Source organism: Klebsiella electrica, assembly GCF_006711645.1.
Taxonomy (GTDB): Bacteria; Pseudomonadota; Gammaproteobacteria; order Enterobacterales; family Enterobacteriaceae; genus Klebsiella; species Klebsiella electrica.
This window is the reverse complement of the sequence record NZ_CP041247.1, coordinates 3,001,175-3,018,024: the sequence shown is the minus strand read 5'-3', so window position 1 is coordinate 3,018,024 and position 16,850 is coordinate 3,001,175. Positions and strand designations below refer to the sequence as shown.

Genomic DNA, 16,850 nt, shown 5'->3' with positions numbered 1-16,850 from the left:
TCACTCTTTCTCCATGTTTAGCGGGAAATGACAGGCGTACAGATGCGTTCTGGCTCCGGTCAGACGCGGCGTTTCAATGCATTCACGCTGCGCATAGGGGCAGCGCGGCCCAAGACGACAGCCGATCGGCAGCTGTTCGAGCAGGGGAATGGCGCCCGGCAGCGTATTCAGGCGACTTTTATGCGGGAGCGCGCTGCCAAAATCCGGGATCGCGCGGATTAATGCCTGGGTATACGGATGATGGGGCGTGGTCACCAGCTCTTCGCTGGGCGCCGTTTCTACCGTTTGTCCGCAATACATGACATTGATTTTATCCGCCCATTTGCTGAGCATCTGCATATCGTGGCTGATCAGCAAAATGGTGGTGTTATTGTTCTGGTTCAGACGGGTAAGCAGGCGGATGATTTGCGCCTGGGTCGTCGGTTCCATGGCGTTGGTCGGCTCATCGGCGATCAGCAGACGCGGCTGGTTGGCGAGGGCGATGGCAATCATCACCTTCTGGCACTCCCCGTCGGTTAATTCGTAGGGGAAACTGCGCATGGTGTCTTTGTGATCTTTAATGCCGACGCGGTGCAGCAGTTCGATGGCCCGGCGTTTTCGCCAGCCGATACGCTGCCACCAGCGGCCTTTAAAGGTCCAGCCGGGGATATTCTGCATTAACTGCAGGCCGATGCGCTCCGACGGATCGAGACAGGACTGCGGCTCCTGAAAGATCATCGACACGTTGTGGCCAATCAGCTTGCGGCGCTCGCGGCTGGAGAGACGTAAGAGATCGATATCATCGAAACGCATACGGTCGGCGGTGACCCGCCAGTTGTCTTTGGTGACGCCACAGATAGCTTTGGCTATTAAGCTCTTACCGGAGCCGGATTCGCCCACCAGACCACGAATTTCACCTTCCGCAAGGGTCAGGCTGACGCGGTCGACGGCTTTAACCCAGCCTTCGTTGGTTTTGAACTCAATGGTTAAGTTGCGAATATCGAGTAACGGCATTTATTCCACCCCGGCGATAATGGCGCGGCGGATCCCGTCGCCCAGCAGGTTGACCAACAGGACGCTGATCATAATCGCCGCGCCGGGTAGCATGACCGCCCATGGCGCGACGTAAATCAGCTCCAGCGCGTCGCCCAGCATCGCGCCCCATTCCGGTGAAGGAAGCTGGGCACCGAGGTCGAGAAAGCCCAGGGCAGCGATATCGAGAATCGCCATTGATAACGCGCGGGTGATCTCCGTGACCAGCCCGGAGGCGATATTCGGCAACACCGCGAACCAGAGAATATTTAATGTCGACGCGCCGTCGAGACGGGCGGCAATGACGTACTCTTTTTCCAGCTCATCATGCACCATGCTGTAGACCGAGCGCACGATCCGCGGCAGCAGCGCCAGCCAGACGGCGAACATCGCGTGGCTCAGATGCGGCCCGGCGAAAGCCACGACAATAATGGCCAGCAGCAGCGACGGAATCGACAGCAGGGTATCGAGGATATGGTTCAACATCGCCGACAGCAGGCCATGGGTTGAACCAGCAACGACGCCGAGCACCAGACCAAACAGCGTGGCCGCGAAGGTGACGACAAAAGCGCCGCCGACGGTCGGCGCCGCGCCGCTCAGCAGACGGCTCAACACATCGCGACCGAGATCGTCGGTTCCGAGGAAGAATGACACTTCGCCATAGCGCGACCATGACGGCGGCAGCAGTTGGTAGCCAAGAAACTGCTGATCGATCCCATAAGGAGCAAACCAGCCGCCGAAGACGCACAGCAGCACCAGACCCGCGCAGCCGTACAGGCCGATCATCGCGGTCGTATCGCCGTAGAATTTTCGCCAGACGGTACGCAGCGCCCCGGGCGGACGCTTTTCCAGATACACGCTATCGTAGGGCATAGGAATCCGTTTTATGTTCGTTAATCATGCTTGACGTCTTTTTAATGTTTCCGCTTTCTGAGCGGCTTTGCCGCCCGTTTTCGCTTTAAATCTGTTTCGCCCGGACAACCCTGAAGGTTCTCAATCTGCAGAAAATGCATACGCTCATGCGTCTATGGTCTGCACAATGCACACAGGCTCGCTGATACTGAGTTAAGAAAGGCCTTCGGCAAGAAAATCGATGTCATTTCAACTGCTCACGGAGTGAATGTCAGGCTCTCTATAACCGGCAGTATAACATTCTTTAGCGCTACAGATGGAACGACGAGGCGGTAGCGCTGACGACTGGCGATTATCCGAGCGTATCCTTAGCTTATGCCAGGGCGCTCAGGCGGCAATACCGATCCTGAGCGCGGGAGGGACTGGCGCGAGGACGCGAAGCGAAAGCGGGCAAGCAGGCGATTCAGCGGGTGAGCGGTCCTGGTAGCGGACGACAAATCACCGCCAGGGCAACGGCGCTACACAAGGGAAACAGCGCCAGCAGTAGCCACGGATAGATGGCCTGGGGTGAGGGTACCAGCGCCGCATCCAGCAACGGACCAAACAATAAATTACCCAGCAGCACCGCGAAGCCGCCGGCGGTGGCGAGCGCGCCATAGTGCGCGCCAAGCGTCGACTCGTCGGCAAACAATGGGATCAGATCCTTTGCCGAGGGTACCAGCAGCATCTGCCCCAGCGTTAACAGCGTCACAAGACATACCGAGGGGATTAACCGCCACCAACCTTCCGGCGGCTCTGTCGCCGCAAACAGGGCCACGCTCATAAAAGCGGCGGAGAGCAGCAAAAAACCAACCGGTAAGATTTTGACCGCCCCCATTCGTCGCGCGAAGCGCGCAAGCGGAAGCTGGAAGGTAATGATCAGGAGCGAAGCCAGCATAAAAAGTGGGCCAAGATCTTTCTCGCTGCCGCCCGATCGCTGAATCTCCACCGGTAGCGCCAGATAAAGCTGGTTGTAGCTTAACAGCCACGAGCTATAGGCGATGATAAAGGCGACAAAACGCGGCTGGCGGAATGTCGTCCACCAGGGCAGAATTTTTAGCGCCTGTTTGCTGTAACGAGGAGCAGGGAGGCAAAAGTACAGTACCACCAGGGCGCCGACAAAGACGCCTGCTCCAGCGAGCGCCACCTGGCGGAAGCCGAACCCCGCCAGCAGCGCGCCAGCAACCGGGCCCAGCACGGCTCCGAGTTCGCCGCACACGGCAAAAAGGGCGAACCACTCCGCGCGGCTGCGCTTACCGTTCGTCTCGCTTTGCGTTCCCGCTTTTGCCAGTAGCGCTTCAATCGACGGGGAAAACAAGGCACCGCCGATGCCCGTCAGACATGCGCCGAGAATGATGGACCACAGGGAGTGCCCGAATGCCAGCAACAGATAACCGGCGACACGAACAATGCAGCCACACAGGATAACGGCCTTCGCGCCGTAGCGGTCAGAGAGCGCGCCGCCGAGGATAAACATCCCTTGCTGCGAGAAGGTGCGCAGCCCGAGGACCAGCCCGATAACCCCGCCGGAGAGCAGCATATCGTCGCGTAAAAAGATGGCCAGGAAAGGGACGACCGCATAAAAGCCAATGTTGAAAATAAACTGGCTGCCCAGTAAAACGGGCGGCCGAAGCGTTGTGACAGGGCGCAGAGAGAAAAGAGACATGCTACCTGAACCTAAACAATAAAATGAATGTGCTGCTTGCCATGAAAGCGCGAGGTCTCAATTTTCGTTTTCACCCGGAACACTTCCCAGAGAAGCTCTTCGGACAGAATGTCCTGCGGCGTCCCGGTCGCGATGATCTCGCCTTCCTGCATCACAATCAGCGCATCACAGAACATGGCGGCATGGTTGAGATCGTGGATGGCCACAATGCTGGTGACGGGTAGCTCACTAATCAATTGCATTAACTGCATCTGGTGGTGAATGTCCAGATGGTTGGTCGGCTCATCGAGCAGGATTTCGCTGGGGGTCTGCGCCAGCGCGCGGGCAATGTGGACCCGCTGGCGTTCCCCGCCGGAGAGACTCAGCCAGCCCTGCGCGCTTTTTTCCAGCATGTCCACTCTTTGCAGGGCGGCGGTGACGGTCTCGTCATCGTGCGTACTCCAGTTCGAAAAAGGAGAGTGATGCGGAATACGCCCAAGTTTTACTACGTCGCGAACGCGCATATTGGCATCGGTCATGCCGTGTTGTTCAACAAAGGCCACCCGGCGGGCAAACTGCTTTTTGCCCATGCGGGAAATGTCCTGCCCGTCCAGCTTCACGCAACCGGCATCCGGGCGCCGCAGCCCCGCAAGGATGCGCAGAAGTGAGGATTTTCCGCAGCCATTAGGGCCGAGAAGTCCTACGGTTTCGCCACGAGAAACATCGAGCGAGACACCGTTGACGATGACTTTTTTGCCTACCTTCCAGGTAATATTGTCGGCAGAGATACTCATTACTTATTTATTCCTTGAGCGGTAGATAATCACGGCAAAGAAAGGAACGCCGACCAGCGCGGTCACCACGCCGACAGGAAGGCTTTGCGGCGCGATCAGCAGGCGTGAAGCAATATCGGCCAGCACCATCAGGACCGCGCCTGCCAGGGCGCTGGCAATCAGCAGCGTACGGTGCAGGGGACCAAAGAAGAAACGCATCATATGCGGAACCACCAGGCCAACAAAGCCGATAGAGCCGGCCATACTGACGATAGTGGCGGTGATGAGCGCGGTAACGGTGAAGAGAATCAGGCGCACCCACGGCACGGCGATGCCCAGCGACGCGGCGGCATCATCACCAAAAGTAAAGGCATCCAGCGCCCGGGAGTAGTAGAGGCAAATGGCCAGTCCGGTCAGTACCACCACCAGCACCAGCTGAAATTCAGGCCAGCGCACGCCGCTAAAGCTGCCCAGCAGCCAGAACATCACATCGCGCGCCTGCTGCGCGCTGGCGGAGGTGCTGATGGTATAAGCGGTAATCGCATTGAAGAGCTGGGAAGCGGCAACGCCGGCCAGAATGGTGCGTTCATTACCGCCGCGCGCGCCGTTGGTCAGGAAGGCGACAAAGGCGAAGGCGGCAAACGCCCCGGCAAAGGCGCCCGCGGACAGAGAAACCGCCCCGGTACCGATGCCCAACACGACAACCGCAACGGCCCCGGTGGAGGCACCGGCAGAAACGCCGAGCACATAAGGCTCAGCCAGCGCATTCTTCAGCAGGCTTTGCAACACGGCGCCGCAGATAGCTAACCCGGCGCCACAGCAGGCTGCCACCAGTGCGCGGCTCAGACGAAAGTCCCAAATCACGCTTTCATAGATGCGGTTGAGCGGAACCTCGGTCAGGCCCATTTTATTGCTGATGGCGTAAAAGACGTTTTGCAGCGGGATCGACAGCTCACCCACACTGACGCCAATCGCAATCACCAGAAATAACAAAACGATAGAAAGCAAAAGCGAGATAGTCAGTAACAGCCCCTGGCGGGGCTGAAGAATAGCGGTCGTCATCAGTTCAGTCCCAGCTTTCTGAGCTGCTCGCCGACCTGTTCAGCACCGTAGATAGTCCGGATGGTCGGGTTCATTGCCTGACCGTCCATGACCACGATATGCCCTTTTTTCACCGCGTCCAGTTGGCTGACGGCAGGATCGCTTTTCAGGAATTTGATTTTTTCCTCAGCGTTATCAAGCGCCCAGCGGTTACGATCCAGGCTGGAGACCACAATCACATCCGGGTTTGCAGCGATAATACTTTCCCAGCTTACCGTCGGCCATTCGGTCTCGGAGGTGATGGCGTTATGCCCACCCAGAACGTTGGCAATAAATCCGGAAGAACTGTTTTTACCGCCGACATAAGCATCAGAAGACGGGGATGCGCTGGAGAACCAAAAAACAAAAGAGAGATCCCGTTTGTTTTTACCGAACTCTTTACGCAGGTCCGCTTCACGTTTTTTGAAATCGGCAATAACGGCCTGGCCACGATCTTCTACGTTAAATATTTTGGCGAAATCTTCAATTTCTTTATAGAGATACGTCATATCCCACAGTTTCTGGCGGCTGCCGTACATATCGCCAGAGGATTTTTTGGTCGCGCACATGCCAGGGGACACATAGCTGTTCACGCCCACGGTCATCAAATCTTCGCGTTTCGCGACCTTACTTTCCGGCCCCAGCAACAGCGGTAACTGAGCCGCCACAAAATCCGGATTTTGCGCAAGCACAGATTCAAGGGTTGGGATTTCAACCGTTAGCGTTTTAATTTTTGCATTCTGTTCAGCCAGCTGCGGCAAGACTTTGGTCGGCCAGAATGCACTGGCGGCCACCTTATCCTGCAGGCCCAGCAGGAGTAAAATTTCAACGGTATTTTGCCCCAGCGCCACGACGCGTTCAGGCGATTTGGTAAATGTCTCTTTATACCCGCAGTTTTCAATGGTCAGAGGATACGTGGTCGCCAGAGCGGAACTGACCGACGCAAACACCATACCTAACGCGCAGATGACCTTTTTCATTAAACGCTATCCTTCATTATTAAAATCGTTTTCAAAAATCCCGGAGCTATTTTAATGCAAATGTAACTCATTACTGAAGCGGGGTTTTATACAATGGCGGATATAGGGTGTCAATGATAGCCCCGGCAGTCGCTATCAAAACATGGATTGCCGGGGCAAACGGAAAGGGCCGATGCGGACGTTTTGGCGGACCACAATCAGTAAAATTTGATGACGAAATTTTATATTAAATTGATTTATATTGAATTAATGTTTTTTATCCCTGCTAGCGCAGGGCATACCATTCCTTATGCTTCAGCGGGTTAGCCATCGCCCCCAAAATATCGGATATTACGTTGACGGTAATCACCAGCGCGCCAATAACCATGACGCCGGCCGAAATGGCGGCGTAATCCTGCTGGCGGATAGCATTGATCAACCAGCGGCCGAGTCCCGGCCAGCTGAAGACCATCTCGGTAATCATCGCCAGAGTCAGCATGGTCGAAAACTGTAGCCCGAGGCGAGGGATAACCGGCGGCAGGGCGTTGTGCAGAACGTGGCGGAGCAAAATCGTCCGCCGCGAGACGCCGCGGGTGGCGGCGGCCTTCACGTAGTTGGCATCAAACACTTCGCTGGTGCTGATGCGCATCAGGCGGATCACTTCGGTGGTGGGGGCGACCGCCAGCGTCAGCACCGGCAGCACCATATGGCGTACGGCGCTGACGATCATTTCATGGCGCCACGGCGAGTCGGAGAGCCAGGCGTCAATCAGCGCAAAACCGGTGACCGTCTTCACCTCGTACAGCAGATCGAAACGCCCGGAGACCGGGAACCAGCCGAGGGTCAGAGAGAAAAAGAGCGTCAGCAGCAGCGCCAGCCAGAACACGGGAATCGAGAAACCAAGCAGCGCCAGGGCACTGATCAGCGTATCGGGCCACTTGTTGCGCATAATCCCCGCCAGCATACCGACGGGAATACCCACCAGCAGCGCGAAGCCAAACGCGAGGATACACAGCTCCATGGTGGCCGGGAAAACCTCTTTCAGCTGTTCGGAAATCAGCTGACCGTTAATGCTGGAGACACCGAAGTCCCCGTGCAGCAGCCCGCCGAACCAGAACTGCCAGGCGTTCCACAGCGAGGCGCCCTGCAACGGGGCGTGGGGGGTAAAATAGCTCAGGCTGAAGCCGACGAAGGTCAGGAAAAAGAGCGTGACCAGCAGTAGCAGCAGGCGGCGCAGGGTAAAAATAATCATGGTTTTTTCACCTCGTCTTTTTTCTCCCGCGAGACCCCCGCAAAGGAGGCGTTGCCAAACGGACTCAGTATCAGACCTTTCATATCATAGCGGTAGGCCTGCAGACGCAGCGATGAAGCCAGCGGCAGCACCGGCAGCTCACGAGCGAGGATATGCTGCGCCTCTTTATAGGCTTCAATGCGCGACGCCAGTTGCTGGGAGCGCAGGGCCTTTTGCAACACGTCGTCAAATTCGCGATTGCACCAGTGGGCGAAGTTGGTCTGTGAGGCAATGGCCGCACAGCTCAGCAGCGGGCGGAAAAAACTATCCGGGTCGTTGCTGTCCGTGGCCCAGCCGGAGAGCGTCAGATCGTGGTTCATGTCCATCAGCCGGGCCTCCTGGAAACGGCCTTCGACCGGCACAATAATCACCTTCACGCCAATTTGCGCCATGTCCGCCTGAATCAGCTCGGCGGTCTTCAGCGGGCTGGGGTTCCAGGCCTGTGAGCTGGTGGGCACCCAGAGCTTAAGCGTCAGATTCTCCAGCCCCAGCGCTTTGAGGCGCTCGCGGGCTTCTTTCGGGTTGTATTCGGTAATTTTAGCGTCGTTATCGTAGGCCCACGAGGCGCGCGGCAACATCGAGGCGGCGGTTTCCGCCGTCCCGTAGTAAATAGACTGCATCAGACGTTGGTTATTGATAGCCAGCGCCAGCGCATGGCGCACTTCCGGTTTATCCAGCGGTGGCCGGGCGGTATTGAACGCCAGCCAGGCGATATTCATTCCCGGGCGCAGGGTCAGACGCAGACGGGGATCGTCGCGTAAAATGGTCAACTGGCTGGCGGCAGGCCAGGCCAGAACGTCGCACTCCCCGGTGAGCAGTTTCGACAGGCGGCCGGTGCCGCCGGAACCGAGGTCGATCACCACCTGCGGCATCAGCGGTTTGCCGCGCCAGTAGTCCGGGTGACGCTGCAGGCGTACGTACTGCCCGGCGCGATACTCTTCAAGCTGGAACGGGCCGGTACCGACCGGCTGGCGGTCAAGCTGTTCCGGACGATCGGCTTTGGTCAACTGCGCGCCGTATTCCGCAGACATGACCGATGCATAGTGGGTCGCCAGGTGCCAGAGGAACGAAGCATCCGGGTGCTTCAGGCGAAATTCGACGGTCTGGTTGTCCAGCTTGCGCACGCTTTCTACGCTGTCGGCGAACTGTAAACTGTCGAAATAGGGGAAGCTGCTGCCGTTGACGCTGTGCCACGGATCGTTGCGGTTAAAAATACGACTGAAGGTGAAAATCACATCGTCAGCGTTAAAGGCGCGGCTGGGCTTAAACCAGGGTGTCGACTGGAAAGGGACGTGGCTACGCAGATGGAAGCGGTAAGTCGCGCCGTTATCCAGGACTTCCCAGCTTTCGGCCAGTTCAGGGACCAGACGGTAGGTATAAGGATCGACATCCAGCAGGCGATCGTATAGCTGGGCGGCTAAGGTGTCGACAATCAGACCGCTGCTGACTTTCTGCGGGTTAAAGGTATTAACCTGGCCGCTTACGCAGTAAACAAAGCCGCTATCGCGAATATCGGCATTCGCGGGCAGCGTGGGCGCGGCAAGAGCCTGCCCGCACAGCAGCGACGCTACTGCGAGAAGAGAAGATATTTTCAGGCGCATAATGTTTTTATGATGACGGAGCGGTGCTCCATCTTATTAATATTGAATGACATATTCCATCACCTTCAACGCTCACAGGGATACTATCACGGCGACGGCGCCGGTTCGCATGCCTGTCACGCCGCTACGTCGAGTATACCTCGTAAAATCACCCGGCGTTTTAATCCGCCATCCCCCTGAATAAACGAACAACGCGCACGAACGTATGGGGCTGCCGATCGTGATGCTGCAAAGGGGGTTACGGATTGATATTTATCAAAAACCTGAGGGTATGGTGCTCTTTCAGGCGCTTCCCGGCATATTCATGCGCTGTATGGCGGATAATGAAACATGGTATCTTTTTATCGCCACTTTCTCCAGTTGGCTGTTCGTTCGCCGACGCTTACAGCGCAAGTAAGCGGTTATATCGACCAATGTAGTCCCTGGGGGTGATTTCGATAGCCTTCCCGCCCCGATGGGTGGCAACAAAGCTACGCAGCACCAGCCCGCTATGCTTCTCGCTAATTTCCCAGCCCTGATCCCGGTAGGAATCCAGGGTTGAACGGATACATAAATCGGAGAAGATCATCATCACGGAGAGGGCGGGCGATCGATGGTTTTTCATTGTGTGGGTCAAACTGACATGGGCCGCATAGCGACTAAGAGTATGAATATTAACCGGAATCATGTGCATTTTCAGTCCATTGAACGATGATGCGCAGACTATAATTCACATTGGTGGATCTTACCAGTTACAAGTAATTAACCCGGACGGGGTGACTTCGCTGGTGGCGAGGCGGGATAATGCGGGCGGTCTGGCGACCTGCCCGCAGTGTTTATGCTCTGTCAGGCGAGCGATTGCGACAGATTTGCCAGCGCGAATTTAAGCACGCTGTCGCCGTTGAATGAGGCGTAGGGCAGGCTCTCAATAACCGCAATCTCCTGCTTATCTTGCAGCACGTTAGCGATTTCATCCTTTTTATATTGAATATGCGGTGCCACCAAAACGGCGTGGTAGGCTGGCGCAACGCTAAACACATTCTCCAGGCCTACGGCGCTAATTAACAGCTTCAGACCCTGAGCATCCGCTATTTTTTGCATTTTCTTCGCTAAGATGTTTGCCGTCTCGCCTGACAGGCAACATATCAGTAACTTTTTCACGGTTTTATCCTCGATGGAGTAGCGAAACTACCTTATTCCGCTTCTGTCGGAGAAAATGCGTGGCGCATCAATTTTGTCTGACAAATTTATCCGCACGGCGAGACAGGCGAGAGAAAAGTGCGGCCGCGCCAGCGAGCGCGCGAGTGCTGGTTTTGTGACGGTGTCACTTTTCCAGTGCAGACGACGCCGATTGTCCAGCAGGCCCGGTCCGCCTGGCTGCCCATTCGGCGCTCCATGATGGTGTTTACCCCGGCTACCGAAGCGAGCCGGGTGAAAATCCATGATGGAATACAGTAAGGGAAACAGTGATCCGATGGGGGCGAGATTAGCCACTGAGCGGGGTAAATTCGTAGAGAACCAGGGCGTTGCTTTCCAGCGAGTCGACGACATGCCAGCCGTTTTCCGGCCGCTCCTCTGAGACGCTCAGCGCCGGGCGCGCCCGGTGCATTATCCAGTGATAATCCTCTTCGTCCGGCCCGCTCTGGCTGCGGAATGTGTCAAAAAGGGGGAATAACGCCCCGTGATGGCGATCGAAAAGATGCTGTTTAACCCGCCAGCGGCCCTCAAGTCCCGATAGCTGCACGCTATAGGGCTGGCTGAAGCGTTGGATAAAAGCCTCTTCGCTGGAGAGCCAGGGGTTGAACACCACCGTATTACGTAACAGCAGCTGATAATGTTCCCCGTGGCGTAACAGCAGCAGATTTTTGTCATTCACCAGTACCTCGCCACGCAGTCGCCGCCACAGCCACAGCACCCAGTAAACCGGGCGCGGGAGGCCGTGCAGATAGTGCAGCGCCAGGCTTGAGGTATCCAGCTTGCCGTTGGCCCGCGCTTCGCCCTGCAGGCCAGAATTGAGCCAGAACCCGGCCAGCCACACTTGATCCGCCAGCCCCAGCAGGTTATCCATCAACAGCGCGCCGCGAAAGAAACGGCCGTTGGTGTCGCGGGTGTTGCCGGTCAACGTATTCCAGGAGAGCAGCCAGACGGGGAGCGAAAGCTGGCGCTGGCGCAGGGCGCTGTGGATCTGGCGCAGTTTATGTACCGGGTAGTTTTCGCTGGCGGCCAGCCTGCTGCTATCGAGCTGGGCCAGATCCAGCAGTTCGTTCGCGTCGGCCTGGCAGGCGAGAAAACTGGCTTCGCTCAACAGCGGCGAACGCAGCAGCGGGTCTTCAGCAATGGCGCTCTCCGGGAAGCGATGCCAGATCCCCAGCTGCGGCTGTGGCAGTATCGCCCGCAGCGTGTCGCGCTGCTGTTGCCAGGCGTGTTGGCGCGCCTCTTCGCTGGCCTGCGCTGACCAGTGCCAGACAAATCGCCAGCTGGCGAGCGTCGCCGGGGGGAAATGATTCGCGGCGAGGCGTAAAAAACGCTGGAGCAGATCGCAGCGGGTGGTCAGCCCGGTATGCAAAATCAGCCCCCAGCCCATGCTGGACAGCCAGCTGAAAATTTGCTGCAGCTGGTACCAGCAGGCATAGCCAGCCATCTGCGGATCATCCCAGCCGGTGGCGAACAGTCTGCTGCTGAGAAACGGGTCGTTAATATCAATCGCATAGACCGGCAGAGTAGTGTGCAGCCGTTCCAGTTCGCGGCGGACATCCTCACGCAATAAATCATCCAGCTCGCGGACGGTGATAACGATGCGGGTATGGCGCAATGGTGTGGCCCGGCGCGGCAACTGGCGCAGATCAATCTGGCGGGTCTGCTGCGGATTTAGCCGCGGCGGAGGATTATCCCAGCCGTTTTTCTCCGGCTCATTCAGCCGGGCATAGAGGCGCTCCACGGCCACCGGCTGCCAGATATCGCTCGGGACGGAGCGTAAACGGCCGGACTCCGGCGCAGCCTGCGGATGCTGCTGGCGAAACTGACGCGGGGTTTGCTCATGCAGACGTTTAAACAGATCGCTCATGATGCGGGTGCTGGCGAACCCTTGCTCCTGGGCAATCTGCTGCACCGGCTTGCGGGTGGTGAGGAGCTGTTCCGCCGCTTTATTGAGACGCAGAGCGGTGATGTACTGCACAAAACTTACGCCGACTTCTTTACGAAACAGGCGCGACAGCCAGGCTTCGGAGACAAATTCGGCGGCGGCGACATCGTGCAGTGAAAGCCTCTGCTGATAGTTGGCGTCGATCCGCGCCACCACCCGGGCGATGCGGCGGCTCCACTTCTCCGCTCCGCGCTGTGTCCCGGCGATGACGGGCCGGGTATAGCGCGTGGCCAGCAGCAGGGCGATTTCACTGAGCCAGCGATTGGCCTCCAGGCGGTAGCGGGACTGGTGATTCACCAGTTCAATGACCAACAGCTGGCGTAGCAGATGGCGCAGGTTATCATCGGCATCGCGGGTCGCGTCAGAAATCTGGTAGTCGACGGCGAAAAAATCACCGTCAAGGCGCGTCAGCCAGCCGCAAGACAGGGTCAGCAGCATCACCGCATTGGCCGCCGACGCGCTCAGGCTCCAGCGCTGATGACGGTTCACTATCGCCAGGTCGCCAGCATGCAAAGGCTGGCGGAGATCGCCGTCGTGCAGCCCGACGTGGCCTTCCAGCACCCACAGCAACGTTAATGCCTCGCTATCCTGCTGGCTGTACTGACGAATATCGCGCACCGCGACGCTAAAATCGCCTGAATAGTGTTCCACCGTCACGCCCCCTCAAAGACAAAAAACAACAGGTCGTTTTTTGTCATAACCGATTTGTATGAAAAACACTCATGAATAATCCGTCAATATAAAACAAAAAACAGCGCATAGGCGGCTTTTTAACCGCATAAACTCGGAAGTGTCGCGCAAACCCAATGAAGGAATAACAAAAATGACACATCCACTTATTGAGGCCTTACAGGTTAATGAAGCGCAGTTTATTGCCCTGCGTCGCCGGTTCCATCAGCAGCCGGAGATCGGCTTCGAAGAACATCAAACCAGCGATGAAGTCGCTCGCCTGCTGGCCGAATGGGGTTATGAAGTGCATCGCGGTCTGGCGGGAACCGGCGTGGTCGGGACCCTAACCGTCGGCAGCGGTCAGCGCCGCCTCGGCCTGCGCGCCGACATGGACGCGCTGCCGATGCAGGAAGCGAGCGGTAAAGCCTGGGCCAGTCAGGTCGATGGCCGTTTTCACGGCTGCGGTCATGACGGGCACACCACCACGCTCCTTTACGCCGCCGAGTATCTGGCGCGCACCCGGCAGTTTAATGGCACGCTCCAGCTGATTTTCCAGCCCGCGGAGGAGCTGCTGTACGGCGGTCGGGTCATGGTGGAAGACGGCCTGTTCGATAAATTCCCCTGCGACCTGATCTTTGGCCTGCACAATATGCCGGGGCAAGCGCTGGGGAAAATTGGCCTGCGCGACGGTGCCATGATGGCCTCCTCCGACACCCTGCATATTGAAGTTAAAGGAGTCGGCGGACACGGGGCGGTACCGGAGCATACCGTTGACGCCACGCTGGTTGCCTGTCACATCACGCTGGCGCTGCAATCCATCGTTTCGCGCAATATCACGCCATTTGAACCGGCGGTGGTGACCGTCGGCAGTATTCAGGCGGGACATGCACCAAACATTATCAACGATAAGGTGCTGATGAAACTGACAGTCCGCACGCTGAACGAGCAGGTGCGGGAAACGATCCTGCAGCGCATTCACGGTATTGCCGTTGCCCAGGCGGAAAGCTTCAACGCCACCGCCACCTTAACCCACGTCAACGGCAGCCCGGTGCTGAAAAACGACCCCGCCGCCAACCAGATGGTGCGCGAGGTGGCGACGTCGCTGTTTGGCGACGCGCAGGTCGGGGAGGTGAACGCGTTTATGGGCAGCGAAGATTTTGCCTTTATGCTCGAACATAATCCGCACGGGTGTTATTTCACTGTCGGCGCCGGAGATGAAGCGGATCGCTGTATGGTGCATAACCCCGGCTATGATTTTAACGACGAAATCCTGCTCAAGGGCGCGGCGCTGTGGTGCGGCCTGACGGAACATTATCTGCGCTAACGACCCGCCACCGTGAGGACCCTGTTATGAGCTCTGTATCTCTGAGCGACACACCGTTTGTCGGCACCGATCGCCTGCTGGCGGGCATCGTGCTGAGCGTGCTGACCTTCTGGCTGTTTGCCCAGTCGGTGATCAACGTCGTGCCGGCAATGAAAAGCAGTCTGGATATTTCCCTTGAGACATTGACGCTTGCCGTCAGCCTCAGCGCGCTCTTCAGCGGCTGTTTCGTCGTCGCCAGCGGCGGGCTGGCGGATAAGTTTGGCCGGATGCGCATGACCCATATTGGCCTCGGATTGAGTATTGCCGGCAGTGCGCTGCTGATCCTGGCCCAGGGGCCAGGGTTGTTTCTCGCCGGGCGCGTTTTACAGGGGTTGTCGGCGGCCTGCATTATGCCCGCCACCCTGGCATTAATTAAAACCTGGTATGAAGGCAAGGCCCGCCAGCGCGCGGTGAGCTTCTGGGTTATCGGTTCGTGGGGCGGTAGCGGGCTGTGTTCATTCGTCGGCGGCGCCATCGCCACCGGGCTCGGCTGGCGCTGGATCTTCGTCTTTTCCATTGCCGTTGCGCTGGCGGCGCTGCTGCTGCTTCGCGGCACTCCGGAAAGCCGTAGCGCCGGCGCGCAGCAGCAAAAGCTGGATATCAGCGGCCTGTTGAGTCTGATAGCGTCGCTGGTGCTGTTGAATCTGTTTATCAGTAAGGGGCACGGCTGGGGCTGGAGCAGCGGCCTGTCGCTGACGATGTTTGCCGGTTCGCTGCTGGCGGCGGGGGTTTTCATCCGCAGCGGCCTGCGCAAAGGGGACGCTGCGTTGATTGATTTTGCGCTGTTTCGCAACCGGGCCTACAGCGCTGCCGTACTGTCAAACTTTCTGCTTAACGGTGCGATTGGCACGATGATGATCACCAGTATCTGGCTGCAAAAAGGGCACAATATGAGCCCGCTGGAGACCGGCGGCATGACGCTGGGTTATCTGGTGACCGTTCTGGCGATGATCCGCGTGGGAGAAAAGCTGCTGCAGCGCTATGGGGCGAGGCTGCCGATGATGACCGGGCCGCTTTTAACCGCCGTGGCGATTGTGCTTATCTCCTGCACCTTTCTCGATAAGTCGCTGTATATCGTCACCGTCTTTTTCAGCAACGTGCTGTTTGGCCTCGGGCTGGGATGCTATGCGACACCCTCTACCGACACGGCGGTCGTCAACGCGCCGGAAAACAAAGTGGGCGTCGCCTCGGGGATTTACAAGATGGGCAGCTCGCTGGGCGGCGCGATGGGAATTGCGGTGACAGCGTCACTTTTCGCTCTATTTTTACCGCTCGGTATGGCCAGCGCCGCGCAGTATGCGCTGTGGTTTAACGCGGCGATGTGCCTGGGGGCCACGCTGGTCAGCGCCCTGATGCTGCCGCGCAGGTCTCACAGCTGATGTTTTTTGAGCAGCGCCCGCAGCTGGTGGTAGGTTAGCCCGAGCAGCGCCGCCGCCTGTTTCTGATTGTACTTCGCCTGCTGCAGACTGGTCTGCAGCAGGTTTTTTTCTTGTTGCTGCTGGAAGGCTCGCAGATCCAGAGGCAGCGCTGGCCCGGCGGGATTCGCGGCAACGTCTGCGGAAGGCGACTGCAGCGGCAGAGGTTGATGAAAAGGATTAATGATGATGTTGTCCAGTTCGCTGTCGCTGGTGCCGTGGCGATAGACCGAGCGCTCCACCACGTTTTTCAGCTCGCGTATATTTCCCGGCCAGCGGTAGCCGAGCAGCGTTTCGCGGGCGCGGTCGCTGAAGCCGGGAAACAGCGGTAGCCCCAGCTCACGACACATCTGGATAGCAAACTGATTTGCCAGCAGCATAATGTCGCTCTGTCTGTCGCGCAGCGGCGGCAGCTGCACCACATCGAAGGCGAGGCGGTCGAGAAGATCGGCGCGGAAATGGCCGGCCTCAACCATCTGCGGCAGGTCGGCGTTGGTGGCGCACACCAGACGCACGTTGACCTGCAGCGGCTGACTGCCGCCCACGCGCTCCAGTTCGCCATATTCAATCACCCGCAGCAGCTTTTCCTGGACCAGCATCGGCGCTGTCGCCAGTTCATCCAGAAACAGGGTTCCGCCGTCGGCGCGCTCAAAGCGCCCCGGATGACGCTTGCTGGCGCCGGTAAAGGCGCCAGCTTCATGACCAAACAGTTCGCTATCCAGCAGATTTTCATTCAGCGCCGCGCAGTTGAGGGAGATGAACGGTCCCTGCCAGCGCGAAGAGAGAAAGTGCAGGCGGTTGGCGATAAGCTCTTTACCGGTACCGCGCTCGCCAATGACCAGCACCGGCTTGTCCAGCGGCGCCAGCCGCGACACCTGTTCCAGCACCTCGAGAAAGCTGTTCGCTTCTCCGAGCAGATTGTCCTTGTATTCCGCCATGATGAAATTCGCCATTTAATCGTGTGATTCACCAGGTTACTCTAGCAACCCGTTGTGCAGATAACAACCACTCCTTTTAAAATCAACAGGATA

15 protein-coding genes and 1 pseudogene are annotated in these 16,850 nt (G+C 57.8%); 4 read left to right on the top strand and 12 right to left on the bottom strand.

Going from position 1 to position 16,850, the window contains the following annotated elements:
• Both sapD and sapC read right to left on the bottom strand, forming a co-directional pair.
• A complete protein-coding gene (gene sapD, locus Electrica_RS14400) occupies positions 1–993 on the bottom strand; it encodes a putrescine export ABC transporter ATP-binding protein SapD (protein WP_131050190.1) in 993 nt (330 codons plus the stop codon).
• On the bottom strand, positions 994–1,884 hold the full coding sequence (gene sapC / locus Electrica_RS14395) for a putrescine export ABC transporter permease SapC (protein ID WP_131050189.1): 891 nt from the start codon (positions 1,882–1,884) through the stop codon (positions 994–996).
• Positions 1,885–2,043: 159 nt separating this feature from the next.
• Here sapC and Electrica_RS29215 point away from each other — a divergent pair.
• Positions 2,044–2,270: pseudogene (locus Electrica_RS29215) on the top strand (Arm DNA-binding domain-containing protein); the annotation flags it as partial.
• A gap of 56 nt (positions 2,271–2,326) precedes the next feature.
• Here Electrica_RS29215 and Electrica_RS14390 read toward each other — a convergent pair.
• From Electrica_RS14390 to sapA, 6 genes are all read right to left on the bottom strand, one after another.
• On the bottom strand, positions 2,327–3,568 hold the full coding sequence (locus tag Electrica_RS14390) for an MDR family MFS transporter (protein WP_141964802.1): 1,242 nt from the start codon (positions 3,566–3,568) through the stop codon (positions 2,327–2,329).
• An 11-nt stretch (positions 3,569–3,579) separates the two neighbouring features.
• The gene (eitC, locus tag Electrica_RS14385; RefSeq protein WP_131050187.1) at positions 3,580–4,341 is read right to left on the bottom strand and encodes a siderophore ABC transporter ATP-binding protein EitC; all 762 of its coding nucleotides are present in this window, start codon (positions 4,339–4,341) and stop codon (positions 3,580–3,582) included.
• 3 nt (positions 4,342–4,344) lie between these two features.
• Entirely contained in the window at positions 4,345–5,382 is a 1,038-nt protein-coding gene (locus Electrica_RS14380; protein WP_131050186.1) for a FecCD family ABC transporter permease, read from the bottom strand.
• Entirely contained in the window at positions 5,382–6,380 is a 999-nt protein-coding gene (gene eitA / locus Electrica_RS14375; RefSeq protein ID WP_141964801.1) for a siderophore ABC transporter substrate-binding protein EitA, read from the bottom strand. Before eitA ends, Electrica_RS14380 begins: the two co-directional genes overlap by 1 nt.
• A 265-nt stretch (positions 6,381–6,645) precedes the next feature.
• Positions 6,646–7,611, bottom strand: coding sequence for a putrescine export ABC transporter permease SapB (gene sapB / locus Electrica_RS14370; RefSeq protein ID WP_100683892.1), 966 nt, complete (start codon positions 7,609–7,611; stop codon positions 6,646–6,648).
• Positions 7,608–9,251, bottom strand: coding sequence for an ABC transporter substrate-binding protein SapA (gene sapA, locus Electrica_RS14365; RefSeq protein ID WP_141964800.1), 1,644 nt, complete (start codon positions 9,249–9,251; stop codon positions 7,608–7,610). Before sapA ends, sapB begins: the two co-directional genes overlap by 4 nt.
• Positions 9,252–9,456: 205 nt before the next feature.
• On the opposite strand from sapA, the gene Electrica_RS14360 reads away from it, so the two are divergent.
• Positions 9,457–9,648 carry a hypothetical protein gene (locus Electrica_RS14360; RefSeq protein ID WP_131050183.1) on the top strand — a complete coding sequence of 64 codons (192 nt, stop codon included), beginning with the start codon at positions 9,457–9,459 and terminating at the stop codon, positions 9,646–9,648.
• On the opposite strand, the gene Electrica_RS14355 is transcribed toward Electrica_RS14360, so the two are convergent.
• From Electrica_RS14355 to Electrica_RS14345, 3 genes are all read right to left on the bottom strand, one after another.
• Positions 9,634–9,918, bottom strand: coding sequence for a hypothetical protein (locus Electrica_RS14355; RefSeq protein WP_142255908.1), 285 nt, complete (start codon positions 9,916–9,918; stop codon positions 9,634–9,636). The two genes, Electrica_RS14360 and Electrica_RS14355, sit on opposite strands and share 15 nt — an antisense overlap.
• A 158-nt stretch (positions 9,919–10,076) precedes the next feature.
• Entirely contained in the window at positions 10,077–10,391 is a 315-nt protein-coding gene (locus Electrica_RS14350; RefSeq protein WP_131050182.1) for a PTS sugar transporter subunit IIB, read from the bottom strand.
• Between the two features lie 325 nt (positions 10,392–10,716).
• Positions 10,717–13,023: a helix-turn-helix domain-containing protein gene (locus Electrica_RS14345; RefSeq protein WP_141964799.1), complete on the bottom strand. Its 2,307-nt coding sequence runs from the start codon at positions 13,021–13,023 to the stop codon at positions 10,717–10,719.
• A gap of 172 nt (positions 13,024–13,195) precedes the next feature.
• Between Electrica_RS14345 and Electrica_RS14340 the strand changes: the two genes are divergently transcribed.
• Together Electrica_RS14340 and Electrica_RS14335 are read left to right on the top strand one after the other, a co-directional pair.
• Positions 13,196–14,365, top strand: a complete 1,170-nt coding sequence (locus tag Electrica_RS14340) for a M20 aminoacylase family protein (protein WP_141964798.1) — start codon at positions 13,196–13,198, stop codon at positions 14,363–14,365.
• Positions 14,366–14,391: 26 nt separating this feature from the next.
• The gene (locus tag Electrica_RS14335) at positions 14,392–15,783 is read left to right on the top strand and encodes an MFS transporter (protein ID WP_131050179.1); all 1,392 of its coding nucleotides are present in this window, start codon (positions 14,392–14,394) and stop codon (positions 15,781–15,783) included.
• Here Electrica_RS14335 and pspF read toward each other — a convergent pair.
• Entirely contained in the window at positions 15,774–16,772 is a 999-nt protein-coding gene (gene pspF, locus Electrica_RS14330; protein WP_160703636.1) for a phage shock protein operon transcriptional activator, read from the bottom strand. The two genes, Electrica_RS14335 and pspF, sit on opposite strands and share 10 nt — an antisense overlap.
• Between the last annotated feature and the right edge of the window lie 78 nt (positions 16,773–16,850).